Below are 25,264 nucleotides of genomic sequence, written 5' to 3'. Positions count from 1 at the left end.
CGCAGTTCGAAGCTGGGATCAGAACCCGTACTTGGGAGGCGTCGAGCCCTCCTTATAGATGACGGCTTCCTTTGCCGCCCCATAGGAGGTGTCGTTCTTCTCGAGAATTTTCGCGTATTCGCCGCTTGCGATCAGGTGGTCATAGGCGGCCTTGATGGCGGGCAGCAGCTTTTCCGAGTTCTCGTTGCGGGCGACGGCGGTGGCGGTCGGCCCTCCCCGATCTCGCCGGTGGCATCGAGACCGGCGTCGACGTGGATCGATTCCTGAGCACCGCCGCGGTTGATCAGGACGCCGTCGACGCGGCCGCTGTTGAGCGCCAGCACGGCGTTGCTGATCGAAGGAAAAGCACTCACCGTCGCCGCCTTGGAGCATTTCTTCGACGCCGTGTTGAGCGTCTCCAGTTCAGCCGAGCCAGCCATCGCGCCGACGGTATGGCCGCAAATGTCTGTCAGGGCCGTCGGCTTGTAGTCCTTGGCCTTGGTGACCAGGAACGAGCTGTAATCTTGCCAGTCGGTGACGAAGTCCGCAACCTTGAGCCGCTCGGCCGTCACATAGAATTGTCCATAGGAGATATCGTATTTGTTTGCCTGCAACCCGGTTAGCGCGGCGGCGAAAGGAATGAGGCTGACTTCAGCCTTCAGGCCGAGCACGTCGGCGACAGCATGTGCAAGGTCGGGGTCCAGCCCCTTGAGGTCGGCGCCCTCCTTGTAAGCGAGAGGCTTTCCGGTGTCCGGCACGGCAATCCTGAGCACGCCGGCATCTTGGATGGATTTTGGAAGGAGAGCGGCGACCGCGTCAACCTTCCCTCCCTCGGCGTGAGCCACGGCAACCAGCGACGTGCTGGCCAGCGCGGCGATCACACACAGGGCATTGCGTCTGTTGAAGATCATTTCCGTTTCCCTCCGGATTTTTGTTTCGGTTAGAGTGCGTCACGGTCACGCCGCGCGTTGACAATGATGGCTTACGTGTGATATATTACCGCTTACCGATTGCTTTGACAAGCGCGTTCTTTGGAAGGCCGGAATACAGTCCCGCAACCAGACGCTGTCACGGCCGTCCACCAAACGAACCATAGGGTTGGAACGAGAGCCAAATGACGAACACGACCTACGACGCGATTGTGATCGGAGGCGGCCCGGCGGGGATAGCCGCGGCCTGGGAATTGCGGGATCGACGCATCCTGGTTCTCGAGAGAACGAACCGCCTCGGCGGCCGGCTCTATTCACTGGGCCGAGGCGACTACTGGCTCAATCTCGGCGGGCATTTGTTCCCGGCGGCCGGCTCGCATATGCGCAACATCCTGCATTCGATCGGCCTCGACGTCATCAGGATCCCGGGCAACAAGTTCGCCATCTATTGGGGCGGCAAGGTCTACAAGCCGAAGGCCGTGGCAGCACTTCCGCTGACCCTCAAGATGAGCATCCGCGAGCGCATTTCGCTTGCCGCCATCGGGCTTCGCATGCTGAAGGCCGTCAAGGGCTGGCAGCAGGCTATGCAAACTGTCTACGGCGAGAACAATCAAAGTCGCCGTGCGAGGGTCGCCCGCTACATGTCGGACATCTCGTTCCGCGACTTCGTTGGCCGGCCGCCAAAGCGCGTCGAACAGCTGTTCCAGTCGGCGGCTCGCCGCGCCGCCGCCGAGATGGAGGACCAGCACGCCGGCGTCGGCGTCTCGCTCTTTGGCGCGGTGTGGGCCGGCAAGGGCGATTCGATGGCGCTGAACCTCAATGGCGGCTCCGGCCGCCTGGGCGAGGTGATGATGGAACTGCTCGGCGACAGAGTGCAATACAACGCCACGGTCAAGTCGGTCGAGAAGGTCGGCGACAAGGTCACGGTGACCTACGAGATGAATGGCGGCACACACAGGTTTCGGCTTCGCAAGTGATCGTGGCCGTTCCCGCCTATCAGGCGGCCGAGATCGTCCGCGACATTCCGGAGGATGTGCGGGCGACGCTGAAGAAAGTGCAGTACGGCCCGTTCCCGACGATGGGCATCATCACCGACGAACCCGGACCCATGCCCTACGACGACGTCTATGCCATCACGACGCCGGATGCCTCGTTCGACATGTTCTTCAACCACGCAAATCCACTGCGCATAGGTCCGAGAAAGCCGGGCGGCAGCTTGATGGTCTATTCCGGCGGCGCCCCGGCACGGGAGATGCTGAAGCTCACGGACGATGGAATCCGCGACACCTACCTGGCCGACGTCTACAGGATGTTTCCAGAGCTGAAAGGCCACATCAAGGAGACGATCGTGCAGCGCTGGGTTCCGGGCAACACCTATCGCCCAGCCGGCTTCAATTTCGACGCCATGCTGACCTACTGCGAGAGGAACGATGTCGACATCCATTTCGCCGGCGACTACTTCGCCGAGATCGGCAACATGGAGATCGCGACTGGCTCGGCGCACGAAGCCGCCCGGCGCGCCAGGGTCAGGTTGGCGGACAAGGAACAGAGCCTCACAAAACTGAAGGTTGTCGGCAAATCCAGATGAACGGTCAGACAGTTCGATTTGGCCTGATCGGCGCAGGCGTTGCCTCGGAAACCCACGCACGTGAGTTGAGGCGCATCTCCGGCGCCTCACTAGAGGCGGTTTTCGCGAGGGATAGAGAAAAGGCAGCGGCGTTCGGCGCCACCTTTTCGATTCCGCGCTTCTATTGCGACATCTCGGAGTTCCTGGCGGATTCGGACATCGATGCCGTGATCATCACCACCCCGAACGGCCGACATCTCGACTATGCCGTTGCAGCGGCCAAGGCCGGCAAGCATCTCATCGTCGAAAAGCCGCTGGAGATAAACGAGGACCGGGCGTCGAGGATCATCGCGGCATGCCGCGATGCCGGCAAGCGGCTGTTCGTGATCTACCAGCGGCGATATTCGGCAGCCGCCCGGCAGGCGCTATCGGACATCAGGAGCGGCGCGCTCGGACGGATCCTTCTGATCAACATCGTCGACAATCAATACCGCTCTCCAGCCTACTATCGGAAGGATGCATGGCGCGGCACCAAGTCTGTCGAGGGCGGCGGTTGCCTGATGACCCAGTCGACCCATCTCGTCGATCTCGCACAATATCTTGTCGGGCCGATACGGTCGGTCTTCGCTCTGACCGAAACGGCCTACCATGCGATCGAAACGGAAGATGTCGCGGTGGCGGCCTTCCAATTCACCAACGGCACCCTTGGCACCCTGTCCTCGTCGACGGCGGCGTTTCCGGGACAGCGCCACCTTCTGACCATTTCCGGCACCGAAGGCTCCATCATCATCAATGGCGAGCACGATGAAATCGTCTTCCGGCAGACGAAGAGCGATCGAGCCGCCTCAAACATTCCGCAAAGCTTCAGTTTCGCGGATCCGATCGAGCCGCGCGACTATCCAACCGACGGCCAGCGCGCGCAGTTGCAGGCGATCGTAAGGACATTGCTCGACCCACATGCACCAGACATCGACGATATCGAGGCTTTGATGGCTGTGCGCGTGATCGACGCCATCTATCGCTCATCGGCCGAAGGCAGGCCTGTGGAGGTCCGCCACGCGCGAGGCGGGAGCCAACTGCCGAGATAATACCTTTCGGCTGCAATGGCATCAGATTTGGCGCATATTGAATTTTTTCATCGCCAATGCGAGAGTCACTGATAGATCGCATGTTATCGGTGATCACTTGCCAATCGAGGCGTAAATGGAAAACCGCTTGCAACAAACCAACTTGAGGGATCAGGCTCTCGAGGTCTTGAAGCTGCGGCTGGTTTCAGGCGATCTGGCTCCCGGACAGATCTATTCGGCAGCATCGTTGGCGACGGAACTGGGCGTGTCCAACAGTCCGGTCCGGGAGGCGATGCTAACGCTTGTCAACCAGGGCTTGATGGAAGCCGTGAGGAATCGGGGCTTCCGCGTCGTTCCGTTGAGTGAGAAAGAGCGGCGCAACATTTACGATCTGCGCCTTCTCGTCGAAATACCTTCCATGGCACGCTTGGCCTCCTTGAAGACAAAGGTCGCGGCCCGCAAGGACGAGTTCTCCAAGGTCGCGTCCGATATGGTCCGTTGCGCCAAAAAGGGAGATATCGTTGGATATCTCGATGCCGACCGGCGCTTCCATCTTGGCCTGCTCGAAATCCTCGAAAACGACCAACTGACGGCCATTGTGGAGAACCTGCGCGACCAGTCACGTCAGTATGGGCTCAAGGCGCTGTCGGAAAGTGGCGCGCTGGTCAAATCTGCCGAGGAGCACCAGCCGATCCTTGACGCACTGGTGGCCGGCGACCAGAAGCTTACCGTCAAACTGATGACCGAGCATCTCAGTCACCTGGTGACCGACTGGGCCTGAGTGCGGCGTCGAGAAAAAGGAAAGGCGCAAAGCGCGCCCTCGCCTCGGTTCAGTGCCTGGCTCCCGTGAGCAAGGCCGGGTCAATCTTCGACAGCGCCGCTTTCAACTGGCCCACCTGGGCGGTCGAGTACGGCCGGATCGGCGCGCGCACCTGACCAACTGACAGCCCAAGGATATCGCAGGCCGCCTTGACGCCGCTGTTGTAGGCGCCGTTTCCCAGCACGCGAATGACTGGGTTTATCTGCCGCCAGATCGACACCGCGGTCGCGGCATCCTCCTCCTGGCCAGCCTTGTGCAATTTGGCCAGCGCGCGCGCCATGAAGTTTGCGATGCCCATGACCATTCCCGGCGCCTTCAGCATCAAGGCAGGCAGCATCAGGATGTCCTCGCCGTTCAGGAATGTGATCTTGTCCGCATGGTCGTACAGCAGCGTGTTCATCTGCACGATGTTGGCGGACGAATCCTTCACGTATTTCACCTGGGGAATTTCGGTCGCCAGCCGGACAAGAAAGTCCACATCGAGGTGCAGCCCGGTGGCCGGCGGAAAATTGTAGGCGCAAATGGGCAGACTGGTCGCCTCCGCGACGGCAGCGTAGTAGGCAAAGGCCTCCTCGAATCCGATCGGCTCATAGTACGGCGTCGCCAGCATGATCGCGGTCGCCCCGGCCCGCTCGGCGTGCTTCGACAATGCGACTGCTTCCCTTGAAGACGTGGCGCCGGTATGGGCGAGCACGGCAACGCGTCCTGCCACCTGCTCGACGACTATCTCGACCAGCTTGCGCCTTTCCTGGTGAGAAAGCACCGAAAACTCGCCCGTGCCGCCTGCGGGGACGAATCCGTCGACGCCGTCGGCGATGTTCTGGTCGACAAGTCTTCTAAGCGCAGCCTCGTCGATCTGCTCGCCGTCAGGGGTGAACGGAGTGACGATTGCGGAAAGTACACCCTTCAGGGCCATCATGTTCTCCTGTCTCGAACTATTAAAGCAGCGGCAAAGCCGTCTGCGCGTCAACGATCGCTACGTGGCAGCTACCTGATCTCAAAAAGTGCGGGTCCGAGCGCTTTGGCATCGACCGAGATGCCGAGACCCGGCCCGTCCGGCGCCTTGCCACGGCCACGGCTGGAGTGCGGCGCGTATCCCGCCACGTGCTCCTTTGTCCAATCGTTGAAAAAGGAGGCGTGAAGCAGGGCTTCCGGAAGGGTGCTTGCAGCCACATGGGCCACGGCGGCGGTCGTGACGTCGCCGCCCCACACGTCCTCGATGCACATTGTCATGCCCAAATCCTGTGCCTGACCACGCATCCGTACCGCGCCGGTGATGCCGCCGACACGGCCGAGCTTGATGTTCACCGAGCCCGCCCCTGCCTCATATTTGGCGCGATAGAGTTCCGCCGAATTGACGACGGACTCATCCATTATCAGCGGCAGCGAGCTCATCTTCTGGACGATCGCGCAGTCCGCTGTATCCCGGCAGGGCTGCTCGACGTAGATGTTGAGACCCGCCAGCTCGCGCACCGCGATGATGGCGGACTGCACGTTCCAGCCTCCGTTGGAATCGGCGATGATCACGGCATCGTCCAGGCAGGCATCGACGACGCTGCGTGTGCGCCTTGCATCGTCAAAGGGGTTGTTCCCGACCTTGACCTGAAACCGGCTGATCCCGGCCTTGCCGCGCATCCTGACGAAATCGGCCATCTGCTCCGGCGAAGCAAGAGGAACGGCTTCATAGAGCGGAAAGTCGTCCTGTGCCGTCCCGCCGATCAGCGTGGAAATCGGAAGATTGGCGGCCTTTCCCAGGATGTCCCAACAGGCGACATCGATGGCGCTCTTGGCGTTGTTCTGCCCCAGAAGAATGGCGTCCATCGCCTGATGCACTTTCGACAGATTGGTCGGATCGAGGCCGATGAGGGCAGCGGCAAGAACCCTGATGGCTTCCCGTGTGCCCTCTGCAAATGCCGGCAAGTATGTCCCGCCGAGCGTGCTGCTTTCGCCCCATCCTTCGAGTCCCGTTTCGGTACGGATCCGCACAAGCGTCGATGCCTGGGTTTGCGCGGCGCGCCCCTTCGACATCACATACTCGCCATGCGCGTAGGTGAGTTCGTATCCGAAAGCGTCGATCGAGGCGATTTTCATGGTCGGTCCTAGCGGCGGCCGCAGCGTTAGTTAGTGGTAACCGGTAATATGTCACCTTCTACCATGTTGTCAATTATTCGATAAGAAGATAAGAAGCCGCGACAGTCGACCGGCGCCGCAACAGAGTGAGCAGCCGGCATGCCGACAGGCCTGAAGGGAGAAACCGAATGACCGCCAATATCTTTTCCGGCTGCATGCCGGCGTTGATGACCCCATGCACGCCCGACCGCCAGCCTGACTTCGAGGCGCTGGCGCGCAAGGGACGCGAGCTTATCGCGGCCGGCATGTCGGCCGTCGTCTATTGCGGCTCGATGGGCGACTGGCCGCTGCTGACCGACGCGCAGCGCATGGAAGGCGTCGAGCGCCTGGTGAAGGCCGCCGTGCCAGTGATCGTCGGCACCGGCGCGGTCAACACGGCCAGCGCCGTGGCCCACGCCGCCCATGCGCAGAACGTCGGCGCGCGCGGGTTGATGGTGATACCGCGCGTGCTGTCGCGAGGGCCCTCGGTCACCGCGCAGCGCCACCACTTCAAGGCAATCCTTGCCGCCGCCCCCGATCTGCCGGCCGTCATCTACAACAGCCCTTACTACGGCTTTACCACACGCGCCGACCTCTTCTTCGCGCTGCGGGCCGAACATCCCAACCTGGTCGGCTTCAAGGAGTTCGGCGGCCCGTCGGATTTGCGCTACGCGGCGGAAAACATCACCAGCCGCGACGACGAGGTCGCGCTGATGACCGGCGTCGACACCGCCGTCTTCCATGGTTTCGTCAATTGCGGAGCGTCCGGCGCGATCACCGGCATCGGCAACGTGCTACCGAAGGAAGTGCTGCATCTGGTGGGTCTCAGCCAGGCGGCGGCGAAGGGCGATGCCGAAGCGCGCCGGCTGGCGCAGGAGCTGGACGCCGCGCTCGCCGTGCTGTCCTCTTTCGACGAGGGTCCGGACCTAGTGCTTTATTTCAAGCACATGATGGTGCTGAAGGGTAATCCCGAATACCGGCTGCACTTCAACGCGACGGATGCGCTGAGCGACAGCCAGCGCGGCTATGCCAAGCAGCAGCTCAAACTGTTCGATGCCTGGTATGCCCAGTGGTCGAGGCAACCCGGCGTGATTGCGCGGTATGCGGCCTGAACCCTCCATCAGATGGCGGACTGGCCAGCTATGGTATTCTATTCACCTTGACGGTATCTGGTTCCGACAGACGCCTTTCCGCAGACCAGCCGTGACACTCGAACTTCAAAGGACTGTGCCAGCCCGATGAGTGTGGACAAAGGCCGTAGCAGGTTGCCGCACGCGCGTAATAGGCCGTTTCAAGGCGTCGCGTGGTCGCGTCCCGGGACGTGGTGTAGCTCGGCGGTAGTGAAGCCGTTCGCGAGCGCGCCCTCGATAGCGCTGTAGCGAGCGAGCGGCTTTGCGGTGGTCATCGGCGCTTTCCGGTAGGGTTTGGTTGTTGACGCCAACCCAATTCGGAAGGACCACCGATGACCGACGACATGATGAACCTGCGCACGCTCGTGGAGAAGACCCCGGATGCCGATCTCTTGCGCGAGATGATCGGCTTTGCCGCCGAGCGGCTGATGGAAATGGAGGTGGGCGCGGTCACCGGCGCCGCCTATGGCGAGAAGAACCCGTTGCGCATAGCCCAGCGCAACGGCTATCGCGAGCGCGACTGGGAGACGCGCGCCGGCACCGTCGAGCTGCGCATCCCCAAGCGCAGGAAGGGCTCCTACTTCCCCGGTTTCCTCGAGCCGCGCCGCATGGCCGAGAAGGCGCTGACCGCCGTCATCCAGGAAGCTTATGTACAAGGCATCTCGACCCGGTCGGTCGACGATCTGGTCAAGGCCATGGGCATGAGCGGCATCTCCAAGAGCTAGGTCAGCCGGCTGTGCGAAGAGATCGACGGCAAGGTCAAGGCGTTCCTTGAAAGACCCATCGAGGGCGATTGGCCCTATCTGTGGATCGACGCCACCTACCTGAAGGTGCGCCGCGGCGGCCGCATCGTCTCGGTCGCCGTCATCATCGCCGTCGGCGTCAATGCGGACGGCCGGCGCGAGGTGCTGGGCATGGAGATCGGCACCTCGGAGGCCGAGCCGATCTGGACCGAGTTCCTGCGCAAGCTGACCCGTCGCGGCCTGCGCGGCGTCAAGCTCGTCGTCTCCGATGCCCATGAAGGCATCAAGGCGGCCGTCACCAAGGTGCTGTCGGCGACATGGCAGAGGTGCCGCGTCCACTTCATGAGGAACGTGCTGGCGCATGCCGGCAAGAGCGGCCGCAGGGTCGTCTCGGCCTTCATCGCCACCGCCTTCGCCCAGGAGACGCCCGGGGCCGCGTCCGTGCAATGGCGCGCCGTCGCCGACCAGATCCGGCCCAAGGTGCCGAAGCTGGCGACAATCATGGATGATGCCGAGCCCGACGTGCTGGCCTACATGACTTTCCCCAAGGAGCACCGCGCCAAGCTGCACTCGACCAATCCGATCGAGCGCCTCAACGGCGAGATCAAGCGGCGCACCGAGGTCGTCGGCATCTTCCCAAACGACGACGCGATCGTGCGCCTCGTCGGCGCGATCCTGCTCGAACAGAACGATGAATGGGCCGTGCAGCGCGCCAGATACATGACGCTGGAAACCATCAGCCAAATGAGCGATGATCCGCTCATCAGCCTGCCAGCCGTGGCACGTTGATCAGCCCGGCCCATGCCGGACAGCGCGGCGACCAAGCCGTCAGCTACACCACGCCCCGGGACACGATCCAGACGGGGCACAACCAGCAGCAAGACAGCAAGCCCGACTGCAAAATGAAGGTAGGACGGGTCGGTCCGCGCATGACGACCGCCCACAGCTGTGAACCACGCGATGACTACAAGCACCGCGGTAAGCCAATGAATTGCGATAGTGATCTGCGAATAGCGATGCATTCAGAGTCGCCTTCAAGGTCGTTCGGCCTGTCACAATCACGCAAGCGCCGATATGTTCCAAATATCGCCGCTGTCGCGGCGCAGAGACAATATGGAAGCGGCATTGGCAGGCGAAGCATTCGCGTTCGATTTCGCCCCTCGTGGGATGCAGCTTTTAACGAGCCATGATGATCGGCAATCTCGGGTCCTCGATCATGGACCTTGTCACGCCGCCGAAAATCCGCTCGCGCACGCGTGAGTGTCCGTAAGCGCCCATAACCACGAGTTCGGCGCCGGTATCGAGCGCATGCTGGCGGAGAACGTCGGCGATCGAGTGGCTTGAACGCGGCAAGCGGTCTACCGTTACCTTTACACCATGACGGGAGAGATAGGTCGCCACGTCTGCCCCGGGTTCCGCGCCGTGATGCCGTTCGTCCTCGATCGGGTCGACCATGACGACCCGCACTTCATCGGCACCTGAAAGGATGTCGAGCGACTCTCGCACAGCGCGCGACGCTTCCAGGCTGGCGTCCCATGCGACGAGGACGCGTTTCGGTTTCAACGTCGCGGACGCCTCTTTGGGGACAAACAAGATCGGCTTTCCAGATGAAAACAGCGCGCCTTCAATGACTTTCTCCTTGAGATCTTGGCTCGCTAGCAAGTCCGGCCCAAGGACGGTTATATCGGCGTAACGCGCACGCCGGCCGATGACCTCATCTGCCCAGGCATGGTCCGGGTAGTCATCACTTAGGTCCGTCGATACAGGGCTCGCCGACAGCATTTTGGAAACGGCCGAATTCCGCTTCTGCAGCATTTCCATTTCGGCTTCTCGCTCCGCGAGCCAAGCCGGCGAAACCACCTCGGCATATGCTCCGCCAGAGGGAGGCGCCGCGATGACCAGGACAAGCACCGAGAGATGGGCATCGATTTCTTCGCACAGGCCGGCAGCAAGATTCAGATCATCGTCTCCCTGATCGGCCCCTGTAACCGTGAGCAATGTCTTGAATGGCATGGCGGCGACTCCTTGTCCGAGAGAAAGGTTCACAGAGGACGCAGCCGTAGCCATCTGGTCGGAATCCTTCCTTGCGCTGAATCAAATCGATCCCTTCGCAGGATTGATCCCGGTCAACGCAAGCGCGCCTCGCGGGCCTTAGCCTGACATTGATGGCTGGAGGCAGATCGGTGAGATTCTGGACGATGATGAGCCTTTTCGCGCTGACGCTGAGCACCGCGGCTGCGCAGGAGATGAGCAATGGACAGCAGGAATATCTGAATTCCTGCGCCGTCTGCCACGGCGTGGAAGGCAGGGGCGATGGACCAATGGCCGACGTATTGCGGAAGCGCCCCGCGAACTTGACCACGCTGACAAGGCGCAATGGCGGGGAGTTTCCCTACTGGCGGGTGTACGCGACGATCGATGGCCGCGGCCTCGTGCCGGAGCATGGCGAGCGCGACATGCCGGTCTGGGGCAACCAGTTCCTGCCTGACGACGTGAAGAAGTACGGTCCCTACGGCGGGGAAGCCGTAACCACGGAACGCATTCAAAACCTCGCCGGTTACGTCCAGACGCTTCAGCACTAGCAGTCTCGCGAGACTTCAGTCGGCGAGGCCGAACGATGATGCAACCAAGGCCAAGGGCACACGCAATGATCACTGAGAACCAGGATGCCGTGGTCGAGATGTTGAAGGATCCTGCCAGCTATGGCGAGGCTGGTCCCGTCGAGACGATCGAGACCCACATTTCTCGAATCTTCCTTGTCGGGCGGCGCGCATTCAAAATGAAGCGGGCCGTAAAGCTGCCCTATGTCGATTTTTCGACGCCGGAGTTGCGGCTCGCTGCATGCGAAAGGGAGATGGAGTTGAACTCCAGGACAGCGCCCGGCCTTTATCTCGATGTCCACCGCATCACGCGCGCAGGGGATCGGCTCGCGCTGGGAGGGTCAGGCGAGCTGGTCGACGCCGTTATCGAGATGGTTCGCTTCGATCAATCGAGGCTTCTCGAGCGCATGGCTGCCGCGGGGACGTTGACACCCTCGCTGATGACAGGCGTGGCGCGCATGATTGCGCAATATCACCGCAGCGCTGACGTAATCCATGCCGGCGGAGGGTCGGCGAACATCGGTGGCGTGCTTGAAATCAATTCGGCCGGATTTGCGACAAGCCACGTCTTCGATGGAAAGGAAATCGAAGAGCTCAACGCGGCGTTTCGCGACGCCCTCGCTCGCCATGCCGGCCTGCTTGACCGGCGCGAGGCGACAGGTCGTGTCCGCCGCTGCCATGGCGACCTGCATCTGCGCAACGTCTGCGTCTTCGACGGCGAGCCTCGCCTGTTCGATTGCATCGAGTTCAACGATCAGATCGCCACCGTCGATGTCCTTTACGATCTCGCATTCCTGCTGATGGATCTGTGGCATCGCGGTTTTCCGGAGTTCGCCAATCTGGTGATGAATCGCTATCTCGACGACGCCGATGACGAGGACGGCTTCATCCTGCTGCCCTTCTTCATGGCGGTGCGGGCGGCAGTGCGTGCTCACGTGACCGCGACACAGGTCGAGGAGGGCAGCCAGGACCTCGAAAAGTTGATTGCCGAAGCGCGATCCTATTTCCAACTCGCGCAAGTCCTGCTTGCCGAAACGCCGCCTCGGCTCGTGGCAATCGGCGGATTGAGCGGCTCGGGCAAGACGACGGTCGCCGAAGCGCTCGCTGCTCAGATCGGCGCACCACCTGGGGCCAGGATCGTCGAGAGCGACCGCATCCGCAAGGCCATGCATGGCGTGCCTGCCGAAACGAGACTGCCGGACAAGGCCTACCGGGCCGGCGTGTCGGAACGCGTCTATCGCCAGATCGCCTGGCGTTCGGAGCTGATCCTCGCCGAAGGCGGCTCTGTTGTAGCCGACGCCGTATTCGACAGGGCGGAGGATCGCGACAGGATCGAGCGCGCCGCGATCGACACAAATGTCTCGTTTGCGGGGTTTTGGCTGGTGGCCGATCCGTTGGTGCTCTGGCACCGGGTCAGCGAACGCAAGGGCGGCCCGTCGGATGCCACGGTCGACATCCTGTCGCGGCAATTGCAGCGAGATGCTGGTGCGTTGACCTGGCGCAAAATCGAGGCGGATCGCAAGGTAGCCGAAATCACAACCGAGATGGTGGCCTTGGTTGAGGGCACCGCTTCAGCTGAAGTCAGCTTCAGGAGGACCGGATCATAGAGCTGACCGCAGCCTAGCGGACCTCCAAAGTCGCAACAGACAGGCCCGGCTCGCAGGGGTGGTGCGCAACCGAGAACCCAAACTCGCGGCACATTGCAAGCATCTTGCTGTTTTCGTTGAGGATTATGCCCTCGACGCGGCCGACGCGTTCAGCCCTCGCATAGTCGATGATCTGGTTCAGCAGATCCCATCCCAGGCCATGGCCCTGCAGGTCCGACCGCACGAGCAGCGCATATTCGCCGATCCTGTGATCGGGGTCGCAGGAAAGCCGGCCGATTCCCGCCAGCGCCCCTGTGTCCTTTTCAAGCGCGACGAAGGCGATGTCGCGATCGTAGTCGAGCTGCGTGAGCCGCTTCAGCATCTGGTCCGGGAAGTTCTTGCGCAGTGATAGGAACCGCAGCCTCAAGTCGTCGGGGAGATCCTTGCCAGGAATGCGGGATAGAGCACTACGTCCGCCGGCATGATAGGCCGGATGTGAAAGGTCATACCGTCCGACAGAAGATCGCGGCTCCATCCTGACGGATAGGGCCTTATGACGAGGGCCGGGTTCGGCGCCGGCTCATTCACCCGTCGCGGGTCAATTTCGATGCGGGCATCGAGAGCAATCACGCCTTCGACGTCGGCCAGCAGCGGGTTGATGTCGAGGGAGACCAGGCACGGGAAGTCGATGATCATTTGCGACAAGCCGTTCAGCGCGGCGATTATCGCCCCTCGGTTTGCCGGCTTGCGGTCGCGATAACCGGCAAGCAGGCGGCCTATTCTGGTCGCGTCGATCGCGTCTGCGGCCAGCACGTCGTCGAGTGGCGGAAGGGCGATCGCCGTATCGTTCACAACCTCGACCGCTGTGCCGCCGGCGCCAAACAGAATGACCGGGCCGAACATTGGGTCCAGGCTCATACCCAAAATGAGCTCCTGCGCATGCTTGCGCACGACCATGGCTTGCACGGTGTAGCCGTCCACCTTCGTTTCCGGCGACTGCGCGCGCAAGCGTGCCTCGATCGACTGGGCGGCCTCCGCAGCCTTCTCGGCAGTCGCAATGTCGAGTACCACGCCGCCGACATCCGACTTGTGTGAAACCACCTTCGACAGCAATTTGACGACCAGCCTTTCGGAGCCTTCGAGAAGCTCGCCGGCGGCCTGCGCCACTTCCGGGACGGATCTGGCGATAATGGCTCTCGGCACGTGGATGCCATAGGCGGCTATCGCCGCTTTAGCTTCCGGCTCCGTCAGCATGCGCCGCCCTTCTCTGGCCACCTGCCGGAAGATGGCATGCACCGATGCCTTGCCGTCGACCTGGTCTTCGCCCTGGCTCGCGGGCGTACGCAGGAGTGCCCGCTGGGCCCGCGACCATTCGCTGAGATAGGACGCCGCTATCGCCGCGTCCTCCGGCGTTTCGAAGCTGGCGATGCCGGCTTCCGTCAGGACACGTCGGCCTTCGCGCGCGGTATGCTCGCCGAGCCAGCACGCGAGGAGCGGTTTTCCTCCGATCTCGCCCCCCTCGCCAAGCTCGGCCACCTTCCTGGCCGCGTTTGGCGAGGAACCAAGCCCGGTGGGGCAGTTCATCACCAAGATGACGTCCGTTTCCGGATCCGCCGCCAAGGCTTCCAGCGCCGCCCCGTAGCGCTCCGGCGCGGCGTCACCGACGATGTCGATCGGGTTTGCATGCGACCAGGTCGGCGGCAGCACATGATCGAGCTGCCCGATCGTCGACGGCGCAAGTTCAGCCAACTCGCCTCCACGGTCGACGAGCTTGTCGACGGCAAGAACGCCGGCCCCGCCGCCATTGGTGACGATGCCAACCCGTGCCCGCTCGAGCGGAGCGTGGCGCGCGACCGTCTCGGCGGCATCAAGCAACTCGGCGAGATCATCCACACGCAGCACCCCTGCCCGTCGTAGCGCAGCTTCCACGACCCGGTCGGAACCAGAAAGTGCCCCAGTGTGGGTCGCCGCCGCCCTGGCCGCCTGTTCGTGCCGGCCAGGCTTGATTGCGATAACCGGTTTGAGACGCGCAGCCGCCCGTGCGGCCGACATGAACTTGCGCGGATTGGGTATGGTTTCGAGATACATCACGATGGCTCGCGTGTGAAAATCGCCGGCCAGCATGTCGAGGCAGTCGCCGACATCGACGTCCGCCATGTCGCCGAGCGAGATGATCCGGGAAAAGCCGACATTGTTCTCGGCCGCCCAGTCGATCAACGACGTGGCGATCGCGCCGGACTGCGAGATCAGAGCGATATTCCCAGGCCTCGCCGCCATATGGGCGAAACTGGCGTTGAGCTTCGCTGGAGGGGCCATCAACCCGACCGTGTTCGGCCCGATGATGCGCATAAGCGAGGGCTTGGCGGCATCGAGCATCGCCTGGCGCAAGCCGTTCGCCTGGTTGAGTCCCGCCGTGATGACGACGGCCGCTCGTGTTCCCTTCCCGGCCAGTTCCCGCACGATATCGGGAACAGTGTCGGGAGGGGTTACGATCACGGCCAGATCGGGAACGCCCGGCAGATCGGCGACCGTGCTGTAGCAGCGGTGCCCGATCACGTGCGAATGTTTGGGATTGACCGGCCAAATCTCTCCCTCGAAGCCACCGCCGACGACATTGTGGAAGACAACGCGACCGACTGAGCCAACGCGCTCAGTCGCGCCGACGACGACGACGGATTTCGGCGAGATCGCGTACTCAAGATTTCGGATTGTCATCCCGGAAAACTCCTTGCCGCCACATTCACCGACCGCGCCGGGCGTTCATTGCGCTGGATCAAAGCGTCATCCGATCCCTTGCGGCTAGCTACGGCGACACTGTCACCAACCTGTCTCGGCTGGCGAGGATCGCCGTCGAAGGAGGACCCGATGAGTTATTATTTCAGCAAAAGCCTCGACATGCCGTTCGCCGCAGCGATCAAGCATGTCACCAAAAAGCTTGCCGGCAAGGGCTTCGGCATCCTGACCAGGATCGATGTCCAGCACACGATGAAGGTCAAGCTGGGCGTCGACTTCAAGCCATACATGATCCTCGGCGCCTGCAATCCGCATTTCGCATGGCGCGCGCTGCAGGCCGAGGACAAGATCGGCGCCATGCTGCCTTGCAATGTGATCGTGACCGAGATCGCCTCCGGACAGGTCGAAGTAGCGGCTGTCGATCCGATGGTGGCGATGGGAGCCATCGACAACCCGCAACTTGCCGCAACGGCAAAGGATGTCGGGCTGCTGCTGCGCGAAATGATCGACGAACTTTGACGGCTGCCATGAACGAGTCCGTGCTGCGGCGTGCGCTGCTGATCATCGCCATTCTCGGTCTGGCGCTTGGGTTGGGCGTGTGGCGAAGCGGTATCGACTACGTCTCACCCGATGCAGCCTGGATGGCGGCAACGCTGCCCGTTGTTGCGACACTTGCCATTTCTATCCTGCGGGATTTCTGGATCGGCAGGATCGGCGTCGATGCGATCGCGCTGGTTTCAATGTCGGCGGCGCTGTTGCTGGGACAGGCTCTGGCTGCGGTGGTTGTCGCCATCATGTATGCTGGCGGCACTGTGCTTGAAGATCTGGCACGCGGTCGAGCGGAGCGGAATCTGAGGGCTCTGACCGACAGGGCGCCCCGCGTGGCGCATCGGAAGTCCGCACATGGCGTGGTGACCATTCCGATCGATCAGGTGGCGGTCGGCGACGAGCTTTGGTGCGCGCCGGTGAATTGCTGCCCGTGGACGGCATCCTGATCGACGCTTCGGCCCTGCTCGACGAGTCGACCGTCACCGGAGAGCCCCTGCCCGAGCGGCGCGGCGCCGGCGACGCATTGCGCAGTGGGACCGTCAACGCTGGCGAGGCCTTCGTCATGCGGGCTTCGGCTGTCGCCGACAAGAGCACTTATGCCGCGATCGTGCGGATGGTCACCGCCGCGCAGACAGCCAAGGCGCCGTTCATACGCATCGCCGATCGTTTTGCCCTGCTGCTGCTTCCGGCCACGCTGCTGGTGTCTGGCCTCGCCTGGTATCTTTCCGATGATCCGATCCGCGCGCTCGCCGTTCTGGTGGTCGCGACGCCCTGCCCGCTGATCCTGGCGGCGCCTGTTGCCTTCATCGGCGGCGTGTCACGCGCTGCCCGCGCCGGCATCCTCATGAAGGGTAGTGCGGCGCTGGAGGCGCTCGCCCAGATACGCACCGCAATCTTCGACAAGACCGGAACCTTGACGCTCGGCGGCGCGGAACTGATCGAGACCGACGTCGCTCCAGGTCAGGAAGCCGACGAATCGCTGCGGCTGATGGCCTCGCTTGAACAGGCTTCGCATCATGTCCTCGCGGATTCGATTGTCCGCGTCGCTCGCCATAGAAACCTGGTGCTTTCCCAACCTCGTGATGTTCGCGAACATCGCGGGGAAGGCCTTGAGGGGCTGGTAGACGGAATGTCGGTCGCGGCCGGGTCGAGGTCGCTTGTTCTTGGGAAAGGGCCCCTGCCCAAGTGGGCGGAAAGTGGAGAGGGCCGGTACCGCGACGCGCAAGTGCTAAGGGTGTTTCTGGCTATCGATGGCGGCCTTGCCGCCATCTTCACATTCGGAGACGCCATACGCCAGGATGCTGCCGACACTGTCGGGGCTTTGCGTTCGGCAGGCGTCACCCGGATAGTCATGCTGACCGGCGACGACGCCGCGGCGGCCGAAAAGGTTTCCGCTTCGCTCAATCTCGATGCCGTCTTTGCCGATGCCACGCCGGCCGACAAGGTTGCAACGGTCGAGGTCGAGAAGGCGACGGCGCCGACGATGATGGTCGGCGACGGCATCAACGATGCCCCCGCCCTTGCCGCAGCGACCGTAGGCGTTGCCATGGGGGCCCGCGGCGGGACAGCTTCGTCGGAGGCGGCGGACGTGGTCGTGCTGACCGACAGGCTGCAGCCTGTCGCGGAAGCATTGCGGATCGCCAGGCGCACGCGCGGGATCGCCCTGCAGAGCATCATCGTCGGGTTGGCGCTCTCGGGCGCGGCGATGATCGCGGCCGCCATGGGGCATATAGCGCCGGTGGCGGGAGCATTGCTTCAAGAGGGCATAGATGTCGCCGTCATCCTCAATGCGCTGCGTGCGCTTGGCGACGGGCGTTTGAAACACAATCGCAACTAGGAGAACTGAAAGGTCATGGCGCAGGAGAATCTGGTGGTTTGCACCAAATGCGGCGTGGTCAATCGCCTGCCAGTCGTCCGCAACAGCGCCGACGCCAAATGCGGAAAGTGCGGCGCCCTGCTGTTTTCAGGGCTCCCGCAGGACATCAACGCGGCAAATTTCGATCGTCAGATTGGACGCGGCAGCCTGCCCGTCCTCGTCGACGTCTGGGCCCCATGGTGCGGTCCCTGCAAGATGATGGCGCCGGCCTATGAAACCGCCGCCAAGGCGCTCGAGCCTCACATTCGGCTGGTCAAGCTGAATTCCGACAAGGAGCAGGCCACCGCGGCGAGGCTGGGCATTCGCGGCATCCCCACCATGATCCTGTTTCATCGCCAGCGGGAAATCGCGCGCATGTCGGGGGCGATGAGCACCGGCCAGATCGTCAGTTGGGTTCGCGGCCACCTGCCGACAGGCACCGGCTGAGCCTGTGAGCGAGCCGAAGCTCGTTTGACTCCGATCAAGGTCGCATCCGGCCGCCGCGGTAGGAATGGCCTCGAAGGAGTTTGCCATGACCACTTTGCACGACCTCACCCCGAAATTCAGGAACATCCGCCTGCTTCTGGCCCGCGAGAAGGATCATCCGCAAGGGGACCGCGAAGAAGGTTACGATGTGCTGGTTCCGCTCACTGGCGAGGGACGGCTTGATGCCGAGGAATGGAAATCGCACAAGGCCTTCTGTCGTGTCCGCCGCTTCCGTACCGGCGAAGACGATCTTGTCGGTCGCTTGCGCCGCAAGCCGGGCGGCCAATGGTACTTCGACTACGCCGAGGGCGACCGTGACGACGAGATCGGCTTTCATCTCGGCGAGGAGCGCTTCGTCACCGGCGAGTATGTCTCCATAAGGCGCAACGGGGCCATGCACACTTATCAGGTGGCTCGGGTCGAGCAGCCGTAGCAATTCTCTCGAAAGCCGATCGGAGCAGGCCCGTGTCACGTCGCATACTCATTGTCGTGGGCCATCCCGACCCGTCTCCTGACCGGCTGTGCCGCGCCTTGGCTTCGGCATACGCAGACGCCGCGGAAAGCGTCGGCCACGTCGTGCGCAAGATCGATCTGGCATCGCTAAATTTTCCGATACTTCGGACAACGCAGGAGTTCGAACACGGAACCATTCCGGCAAGTTTGAAGGAAGCGACCGAGGCCGTCCTCTGGGCAGAGCACCTCGTCTTTGTCTTCCCGCTTTGGCTGGGCACCATGCCGGCCTTGCTCAAGGCATTCCTCGAGCAAGTGATGCGGCCGGGCACGGCATTTGCCTATCCAGATAAGGGCAAAGGTTTCGCAAAGTCTCTATTGCAGGGACGCTCGGCGCGGCTCGTGGTGACGATGGGAATGCCTGCACCCGTCTACCGGATATGGTTTCTGAGCCACGGCATAGCCGGCATGCGGCGCGGCATCCTCAACTTCGTCGGCATCAAGCCAGTGCGCGAGACCTTGTTCGGCATGGTCGCGAACGCCAGCGGTGAGAAGCGGGCGGGTTGGGTGAAGCAAATGCAAAGCCTGGGCGAACGCGCCGCGTAGTTGCTGAGGGGATCACGGTTGCAGGACCGCGGCACCGCTCAGCCTGCCCATGCGTAAATCATCCAGCGCCTGGTTTGCCTGTTCCAGCGGATAGACCTTTGTGTGCGTGCGCACCTGAGCGCGCTGCGCTATCGGGAGGAATTCCTCCGCGTCACGGCGGGTCAGGTTAGCGACCGAGACCAATTCTCTTTCTTCCCAGAGAAGCTTGTAGGGCATCGATGGAATGTCGCTCATGTGGATGCCGCCGCAGACCACGCGGCCGCCTTTGCGAACGGCCCGCAACGCCGCCAGCACCAATTCGCCGACCGGTGCGAAAATGATCGCGGCATCGAGCTTGATGGCGGGCAATTCGTCGGACGCCCCGGTCCAGACAACGCCCAATGAGCGCGCGAATTCCTGTGCCTGAATGTCGCCTGGCCGCGTGAAGGCAAAGATGTCACGCCTCTGCCAGATCGCAACCTGCGTGATGATATGCGCGGCGGCGCCGAAGCCATAGATGCCCAGGCGCCGGCCGTCGCCTGCCTTCTTGAGGCATCGCCAACCGATCAGCCCCGCGCACAGGAGCGGCGCCAGCGACACCGGATCCGCGGCAGCATCGAGCTCGAAAGCGTAATGTTCATCGGCAACGACATAGCTGGCGAAGCCGCCATCGCGCGTGTAGCCGGTGAAGAGCGGCTGGTCGCAGAGGTTTTCGGCGCCGGCATTGCAATAGGGACAATGTCCGCAAGTGCGCCCCAGCCAAGGAACGCCCGCTCTCTGCCCGAGCCGGGACCGCGACACGCCTTCACCGACGAGATCGACGATGCCGACGATTTCGTGACCCGGCACGAGCGGCAGCTTTGGCCATGGCAAGTCGCCGTCCACGACATGCAGATCGGTGCGGCAGACCGCGCATGCCTCCACCTTGAGCCTGATCTCGCCCGCTCCGGGCAAGGGATCTGGACGGTCGACGAGGCTCAAAAGCGCACCGGGCTTTTCCAGCACCATTGCCTTCATCACGCTTCCCCGGTCTCTCAGAAGACGAGAGCAGAACGCTTCCACTCGACGACGAGAATCGAAACGCGCCTGTTTGGCACTCGTTCCTATCGCGGGTGCCTGATCTTGACCGGGTACGGCCGGGTGTGACGACCGAAGCCATGACGCACTCGAACATATCCGTGCTTCCCAACAGAGAAATAAAGGCCGGCGGCGGCAAGATAGGCAAGGCCGAGCATCCCAGCCCAGATTTCAATCATATCTGATGTCATGGACAGATTCCCTTGGTTGGTTTCTGACCAGATAATTGCCGAGCAAGGTCATGCCGGCCTTGATCGCGGTCAATCGCATCGACCAAGTGGCTTGCTCGCCATATCCGGCTCGATCATCCGATTTCGGGCTCGCTCTAAGTAGTTTCCCTTAGGGACATAACCGAATTTCGGCATCGCCGGATTTGCGCGATTGCTGTTGTCGCAAATTCACTGGGACCACAGCCATGTATGCTCAAGCCTCCGCCAAGATCGAACTGCCGTCCTATTCCCCCAGCAGAGACCTGCACCCGTCTTCGAAGGGCCGACAACGCCGGTCAGCTTCTTCTCGGCAGGCACCGAAATCTATGCTCAGGGCGAAAAGGCGGGGGCCCTCTACCAGGTCGAGTTCGGCGCGGTCCGCATCTACCGCCTGCTCGCCGACGGCCGCAGGCAGATCAGCGCGTTCCATCTGGCGGGAGAAACCTTCGGTTTCGCTGCCGACGCCACCCACCACTTCTTCGCCGAAGCGATCAATGCAACCGGTGTCCGGGTCTTTCGCACTCCATCAGGCACGGACATGTCGCGCCAGCTCCTGCCCCTCGCGCTCAAAGGCCTGACCCGGGCGCAGGAACATCTGCTGGTGCTTGGCCGCCAGAACGCCATTGAGCGCGTCGCGGCATTCCTCGTGGAAATGTCGGAGCGCCAGGGAGGGTTGCGGCAGGTGGAATTGCCAATGTCGCGCAACGATATCGGCGACTATCTCGGCCTCACGATCGAAACCGTGTCGCGGGTCCTCACCCGCCTGAAAGAGAAAGGCGTGATCCGCCTGTTCAGCCTGCGCAGCATCGAAATTCTCAAGCGCGATACGTTGCTGGCAATGGGGGAATGAGACATCTGAGCCAATCGCGCATCGATCCTGAAAGGGGCGCAGATGAAAACCATGCTTACAACTCACACCGGATTTCGCTTCGAGGTGCGTCGTGCACGCCCTGATGATGAGCCGATCGTCGCCGAGTTCTTCACCTACGTGACGCCGGAGGATCTACGCTTCCGCTTTCTCGGGGCGTTGAAGGAAGTTTCGCATGAGCGGCTGGTGGCGATGACCCGCTCCGACGATCCGCACGTCTATAATTTTCTCGCCTTCTCGACCGACGGAATGTTGATCGCGGTGGCGACGCTTGCAGCCGATCCGGTCGACCGTCGCGGCGAGGTCGCCATCTGCATCCGCGAGGATCGCAAGCATCGCGGCGTCGGCTGGGAGTTTCTCGACTACATAGCGCGTTACGCCGACGACCACGGCATCGAGACGATCGAGTCGATCGAGAGCCGCGAAAACCGCGCGGCGATCGAACTCGAGCGTGAGATGGGCTTCACCATCACAACGGACTCCGACGACCCGACGCTCGTCCTTGTTCAGCGGAAGCTCGGCGTCAAGTTGGCGGGCTGAAGCTGCTTTGTCAGCTTTGAGTATCTCGGTAACCAATCTCGCCCAGGCGATACCAGCTCAGCCGGCGCTGGATACGACTCACCTCGCCTGGATATGATGACCCTTCGGCAAAGCCTGTCCTAGCCTGCGGTGCCGAACATCGCACCAATGCCCGCGGTCAGAGCCATCGCCAGCGCTCCCCAAAAGGTGACCCGAGCAGTGGCCTCAATACGTTGGCGCCGCCGGCCCGCGCGCCAATTGCGCCCAGTAACGCCAGGAACAGCAACGATGCGACCGAAACGACGGCAACAAGTCGGGAGGGCGGCGAAAGCAGTAGCACCATGGCCAGCGGCATGATCGCGCCGACCGAAAACGCCGCTGCCGACGCCAGCGCGGCCAGGATCGGTCGCGCCGCGGTCACCTCGGAAATACCAAGCTCGTCACGGGCGTGGGCGCCAAGCGCCTGCGCAACCCGACGCGATCGGGCGCCTGTCGCTTGCGGCAATTGCGGGTCCTGTCAGGTTCTGGTTGCCTCTGGCCGGCATGACTTCGATCGCGGCGGCTGCGGGCTACTGCGCCATGCAACTGCCTAGGACCGTAGCGGCATCGTCTGGGCTTTCGCCACGAAAGGCAAAATTGACCAGCGTCAAGGCCGCCAGCTTTGTTTCCTGTTGAATCCTCCCACCGTTCGCAAATCGGGAGGCATCATGTCTACGACAGAAATCGATATCTCAATCCGGGAAGCCAGGAATGCCGCATCGACAAAACTCCGGTTAGGTTCCCTGGCGGCGCTCGTCATCGGCTCGATGGTGGGCTCGGGCGTTTTCAGCCTGCCCCAGAACATCGCGGCCGGCGCCGGCCCGCTCGCAATCCTGATCGGTTGGGCAATCACGGCCGTCGGGATGCTTGCGCTGGTCTTCGTCTACCAGTCGCTGGCGGTGCGCCGGCCCGAGCTCGACGCGGGACCATATGCCTACGCCAAGGCAGGGTTTGGACCCTTTATCGGGTTCAACAGTGCCTGGGGCTATTGGATCAGCGCATGGGTCGGCAACGTCTCCTACGCCGTGATCGTTTTCAGCGCTCTGTCCTATTTCTTCCCAGCCTTCGGGGACGGGAACACCTGGCAGGCAGTGCTTGGCGCGTCGGTCTTGTTGTGGCTCATTCACTTCCTCATTCTTGCGGGCATCCGGCAAGCAGCGGTCGTAAATACGATCGTGACCGTCGCAAAGATCGCTCCGGTTGTTCTCTTCGTCGGCGTCGTCGCCGTCGCCTTCAAGCTCAACGTCTGGTCGCTCGATTTTACGGGGCTCGGCAACGGCTCGCTCGGCTCCATTGCCGCCCAGGTGAAAAGCACGATGCTGGTGACGCTGTGGGTGTTCATCGGCATCGAAGGAGCCAGTGTGTTCTCAGCCCGGGCGGAGCGCCGCAAGGACATCGCTACCGCGACGGTACTGGGATTCTTCACATGCCTCGCGCTCTATGCCCTGGTCTCGCTGCTTTCGCTCGGCATTCTTAGCCAACCCGAGCTTGCCGCCCTGAAGAACCCATCGATGGCGGGAGTGCTGGAGGCAGTTGTTGGCCCTTGGGGCGCCGTGCTCATCAATCTTGCGCTCGTCGTTTCCGTCATTGGAGCCTTCCTGAGTTGGACGCTGCTCGCCGCCGAAATCCCGCACGTCGCCGGAAAAGACGGGACAATGCCGAAATTCTTCGGCCGGGAGAGCGATCGCGGCGTTCCCTCGACCTCACTGCTGCTCACCAACCTGCTCGTCCAAGCCTTCCTGGTGATCACACTCTTCGCGCAGAGCACCTACCAGGCGCTCTTTACATCGCCTCGGCCGCCATCCTCGTGCCCTATATTTTCTCCGGAGCCTTCGCCGCCAAACTGGCGTGGACCGGAGAAAGCTATAGGGGCGGTGAGCGACGCACAGGACCTCTGGTTGCCGGGGTAGTGGCAACTATCTACGGACTGTGGCTCGTCTACGCCGCCGGACCCGCGTATCTGTTCATGTGCGCGATCCTCTATGCCCCGGGCATCATCTTCTACATCTGGGCCCGTCGCGAAGGTAGTCAGCGCGTCTTCCACCCGGTGGAAGCCGTCATCGCAGTCGCGCTCGTCGCAGTCGCAATCCTTGCCGTCTACGAGATGTGGACCGGCGCCATCAGTGCGCTTTGAGGGCGCCATCCGGTGACAAATCTTGGTGTCCATTCGGAAGTCGGTCGCCTGCGCGAGGTGATGGTCCACAGGCCGGATCTCAGCCTGCGCAGGCTGACACCGGACAACTGCAGGTCGCTGCTGTTCGACGACGTGCTGTGGGTAAAACGGGCGCGCCAGGAACACGACATATTCGTCGACGCGTTGCGCGAGCGCGGCGTGGTGGCGCATTCGTTCGGCGAACTCCTCGCGGAGACCATGGGCCTCGGCAAGGCCCGCGACTGGCTTCTGGATCGCCGGGTACACGCCGGCGTGGTCGGCCTCGACATGGTCGACGAGATGCGAGGCTGGCTGAACGAAATGTCGGCTGGCCTGCTGGCAACCTGTCTGGTCGGCGGCATCGCTCGCGCCGAGCTGCCGTTCGAACCGAAGGGATTGACCGGAAGGACATTCGCGCCGCAGGACTTCGTGCTGCCGCCGCTGCCGAACCAGCTATTCACCCGCGACAGCTCCTGCTGGATCTACCGCTCTGTGTCGGTCAACCCAATGTATTGGCCCGCCAGGCGGCCTGAAGCGGCCAATGTCGAGGCTGTCTACCGCTTCCATCCGAGGTTTCGCGACGGCGGCATTCCATTCGTATCGCCCGAAGCCGGAACGGGTATCAGCCTGGAAGGCGGCGACGTCATGCCCGTCGGAGGAGGTGTGGTTCTCGTCGGCATGGGCGAGCGTACCACGCCGCAAGCGGTCGGCGATCTTGCCCGAAACCTGTTCGCCACAGGCGAAGCCACGCGCGTGATCGCGGCGCTGATGCCACGTGACCGCTCCTTCATGCATCTCGATACCGTGTTCACCTTCTGCGACCGCGACCTTGCCACCATGTATCCACCCGTGGTCGAGCGGCTGCGCACCTTCTCGATCCGGCCCGGAGACGGCGATGCGGCGGTCGAGGTCAGGAAGAAAAAGCGTCCTTCACGACAGTCGTGGCGGAGGCTCTCGGGCTGAAGTCGCTGCGGATCATCGCCACTGGCGGCGACCGCTACGAGGCCGAGCGCGAACAGTGGGACGACGGTAATAACGTCGTCGCCGTCGAGCCGGGCGTCGTCATCGGCTACGACCGCAATGTGTATACCAACACACTTCTGCGCCGCGCGGGTATCGAGGTGATCACGGTCGAGGGCGCCGAGCTCAGCCGCGGCCGCGGCGGCGGGCATTGCATGACCTGCCCCGTCGCTCGCGACCCGATCTGAAAGG

Annotated in this window: 19 protein-coding genes and 7 pseudogenes; 19 read left to right on the top strand and 7 right to left on the bottom strand. The window is 62.5% G+C overall.

The window, feature by feature from the left end:
• Positions 1-131 precede the first annotated feature (131 nt).
• Positions 132-890, bottom strand: coding sequence for a transporter substrate-binding domain-containing protein (locus ACVDG8_RS27445; protein WP_455707306.1), 759 nt, complete (start codon positions 888-890; stop codon positions 132-134).
• A gap of 203 nt (positions 891-1,093) precedes the next feature.
• Here ACVDG8_RS27445 and ACVDG8_RS27440 point away from each other — a divergent pair, with 203 nt between their 5' ends.
• From ACVDG8_RS27440 to ACVDG8_RS27425, 4 genes are all read left to right on the top strand, one after another.
• The gene (locus ACVDG8_RS27440; RefSeq protein WP_455707305.1) at positions 1,094-1,885 is read left to right on the top strand and encodes an FAD-dependent oxidoreductase; all 792 of its coding nucleotides are present in this window, start codon (positions 1,094-1,096) and stop codon (positions 1,883-1,885) included.
• The gene (locus tag ACVDG8_RS27435) at positions 1,882-2,496 is read left to right on the top strand and encodes an FAD-dependent oxidoreductase (protein ID WP_455707304.1); all 615 of its coding nucleotides are present in this window, start codon (positions 1,882-1,884) and stop codon (positions 2,494-2,496) included. The genes ACVDG8_RS27440 and ACVDG8_RS27435 overlap by 4 nt, the downstream gene beginning before the upstream one ends.
• Positions 2,493-3,563, top strand: coding sequence for a Gfo/Idh/MocA family protein (locus ACVDG8_RS27430; protein ID WP_447251228.1), 1,071 nt, complete (start codon positions 2,493-2,495; stop codon positions 3,561-3,563). Before ACVDG8_RS27435 ends, ACVDG8_RS27430 begins: the two co-directional genes overlap by 4 nt.
• Before the next feature lie 115 nt (positions 3,564-3,678).
• Positions 3,679-4,323, top strand: coding sequence for a GntR family transcriptional regulator (locus ACVDG8_RS27425; protein ID WP_447251227.1), 645 nt, complete (start codon positions 3,679-3,681; stop codon positions 4,321-4,323).
• 49 nt (positions 4,324-4,372) lie between these two features.
• Here ACVDG8_RS27425 and ACVDG8_RS27420 read toward each other — a convergent pair whose 3' ends face one another.
• Entirely contained in the window at positions 4,373-5,281 is a 909-nt protein-coding gene (locus ACVDG8_RS27420; protein WP_447251226.1) for a dihydrodipicolinate synthase family protein, read from the bottom strand.
• Between the two features lie 68 nt (positions 5,282-5,349).
• Positions 5,350-6,453, bottom strand: coding sequence for a mandelate racemase/muconate lactonizing enzyme family protein (locus ACVDG8_RS27415; protein ID WP_447251225.1), 1,104 nt, complete (start codon positions 6,451-6,453; stop codon positions 5,350-5,352).
• Positions 6,454-6,620: 167 nt separating this feature from the next.
• Between ACVDG8_RS27415 and ACVDG8_RS27410 the strand changes: the two genes are divergently transcribed.
• Positions 6,621-7,583 (top strand): dihydrodipicolinate synthase family protein, encoded by a 963-nt coding sequence (locus ACVDG8_RS27410; protein ID WP_447251224.1) that lies wholly within the window; start codon positions 6,621-6,623, stop codon positions 7,581-7,583.
• Between the two features lie 350 nt (positions 7,584-7,933).
• A pseudogene (locus tag ACVDG8_RS27405) lies at positions 7,934-9,133 on the top strand (IS256 family transposase).
• A 387-nt stretch (positions 9,134-9,520) separates the two neighbouring features.
• Here ACVDG8_RS27405 and ACVDG8_RS27400 read toward each other — a convergent pair.
• A complete protein-coding gene (locus ACVDG8_RS27400) occupies positions 9,521-10,357 on the bottom strand; it encodes a universal stress protein (protein WP_447251222.1) in 837 nt (278 codons plus the stop codon).
• Positions 10,358-10,527: 170 nt separating this feature from the next.
• Between ACVDG8_RS27400 and ACVDG8_RS27395 the strand changes: the two genes are divergently transcribed.
• Entirely contained in the window at positions 10,528-10,926 is a 399-nt protein-coding gene (locus tag ACVDG8_RS27395) for a c-type cytochrome (RefSeq protein WP_455707303.1), read from the top strand.
• 65 nt (positions 10,927-10,991) lie between these two features.
• The gene (locus tag ACVDG8_RS27390) at positions 10,992-12,551 is read left to right on the top strand and encodes a bifunctional aminoglycoside phosphotransferase/ATP-binding protein (protein ID WP_455707302.1); all 1,560 of its coding nucleotides are present in this window, start codon (positions 10,992-10,994) and stop codon (positions 12,549-12,551) included.
• Between the two features lie 13 nt (positions 12,552-12,564).
• Here ACVDG8_RS27390 and ACVDG8_RS27385 read toward each other — a convergent pair.
• Positions 12,565-15,245, bottom strand: a pseudogene (locus tag ACVDG8_RS27385) (bifunctional acetate--CoA ligase family protein/GNAT family N-acetyltransferase).
• Between the two features lie 150 nt (positions 15,246-15,395).
• Between ACVDG8_RS27385 and ACVDG8_RS27380 the strand changes: the two are divergent.
• The 5 genes and pseudogenes from ACVDG8_RS27380 to ACVDG8_RS27360 all read left to right on the top strand — a co-directional run bounded on the left by ACVDG8_RS27380 (position 15,396) and on the right by ACVDG8_RS27360 (position 19,209).
• Complete coding sequence (locus ACVDG8_RS27380) at positions 15,396-15,782, top strand: DUF302 domain-containing protein (RefSeq protein ID WP_447251218.1); 387 nt, start codon at positions 15,396-15,398, stop codon at positions 15,780-15,782.
• A gap of 8 nt (positions 15,783-15,790) precedes the next feature.
• Positions 15,791-17,649: pseudogene (locus ACVDG8_RS27375) on the top strand (heavy metal translocating P-type ATPase).
• 15 nt (positions 17,650-17,664) lie between these two features.
• Entirely contained in the window at positions 17,665-18,114 is a 450-nt protein-coding gene (trxC, locus tag ACVDG8_RS27370; RefSeq protein WP_447251216.1) for a thioredoxin TrxC, read from the top strand.
• Positions 18,115-18,199: 85 nt separating this feature from the next.
• Positions 18,200-18,586 (top strand): hypothetical protein, encoded by a 387-nt coding sequence (locus ACVDG8_RS27365; protein ID WP_447251215.1) that lies wholly within the window; start codon positions 18,200-18,202, stop codon positions 18,584-18,586.
• A 32-nt stretch (positions 18,587-18,618) separates the two neighbouring features.
• A complete protein-coding gene (locus ACVDG8_RS27360) occupies positions 18,619-19,209 on the top strand; it encodes an NAD(P)H-dependent oxidoreductase (protein ID WP_447251214.1) in 591 nt (196 codons plus the stop codon).
• A gap of 12 nt (positions 19,210-19,221) precedes the next feature.
• Here the strand turns inward: ACVDG8_RS27360 and ACVDG8_RS27355 are convergent, their stop codons facing one another.
• Positions 19,222-20,205, bottom strand: a complete 984-nt coding sequence (locus tag ACVDG8_RS27355; RefSeq protein ID WP_447251213.1) for a zinc-dependent alcohol dehydrogenase family protein — start codon at positions 20,203-20,205, stop codon at positions 19,222-19,224.
• A 475-nt stretch (positions 20,206-20,680) separates the two neighbouring features.
• Here ACVDG8_RS27355 and ACVDG8_RS27350 point away from each other — a divergent pair.
• Together ACVDG8_RS27350 and ACVDG8_RS27345 are read left to right on the top strand one after the other, a co-directional pair.
• Positions 20,681-21,324 (top strand): annotated as a pseudogene (locus ACVDG8_RS27350) (helix-turn-helix domain-containing protein).
• 42 nt (positions 21,325-21,366) lie between these two features.
• A complete protein-coding gene (locus tag ACVDG8_RS27345) occupies positions 21,367-21,882 on the top strand; it encodes an N-acetyltransferase family protein (RefSeq protein ID WP_447251211.1) in 516 nt (171 codons plus the stop codon).
• Positions 21,883-22,001: 119 nt separating this feature from the next.
• On the opposite strand, the pseudogene ACVDG8_RS27340 reads toward ACVDG8_RS27345, so the two are convergent.
• Positions 22,002-22,324 (bottom strand): annotated as a pseudogene (locus ACVDG8_RS27340) (VIT1/CCC1 transporter family protein); the annotation flags it as partial.
• Positions 22,325-22,335: 11 nt separating this feature from the next.
• On the opposite strand from ACVDG8_RS27340, the pseudogene ACVDG8_RS27335 reads away from it, so the two are divergent.
• The 4 genes and pseudogenes from ACVDG8_RS27335 to ACVDG8_RS27320 all read left to right on the top strand — a co-directional run.
• Positions 22,336-22,536: pseudogene (locus tag ACVDG8_RS27335) on the top strand (hypothetical protein); the annotation flags it as partial.
• A complete protein-coding gene (locus tag ACVDG8_RS27330; protein WP_455707301.1) occupies positions 22,533-23,810 on the top strand; it encodes a basic amino acid/polyamine antiporter in 1,278 nt (425 codons plus the stop codon). The pseudogene ACVDG8_RS27335 and the gene ACVDG8_RS27330, both read left to right, overlap by 4 nt.
• Complete coding sequence (locus tag ACVDG8_RS27325; RefSeq protein ID WP_455707300.1) at positions 23,810-24,034, top strand: hypothetical protein; 225 nt, start codon at positions 23,810-23,812, stop codon at positions 24,032-24,034. Before ACVDG8_RS27330 ends, ACVDG8_RS27325 begins: the two co-directional genes overlap by 1 nt.
• Before the next feature lie 12 nt (positions 24,035-24,046).
• Positions 24,047-25,260, top strand: a pseudogene (locus tag ACVDG8_RS27320) (arginine deiminase).
• Positions 25,261-25,264: the final 4 nt, after the last annotated feature.

Source organism: Mesorhizobium sp. ORM8.1 (assembly GCF_053005525.2).
The sequence above is the reverse complement of the archived record's forward strand: the minus strand, read 5'-3'. Positions and strand labels throughout refer to the sequence as shown.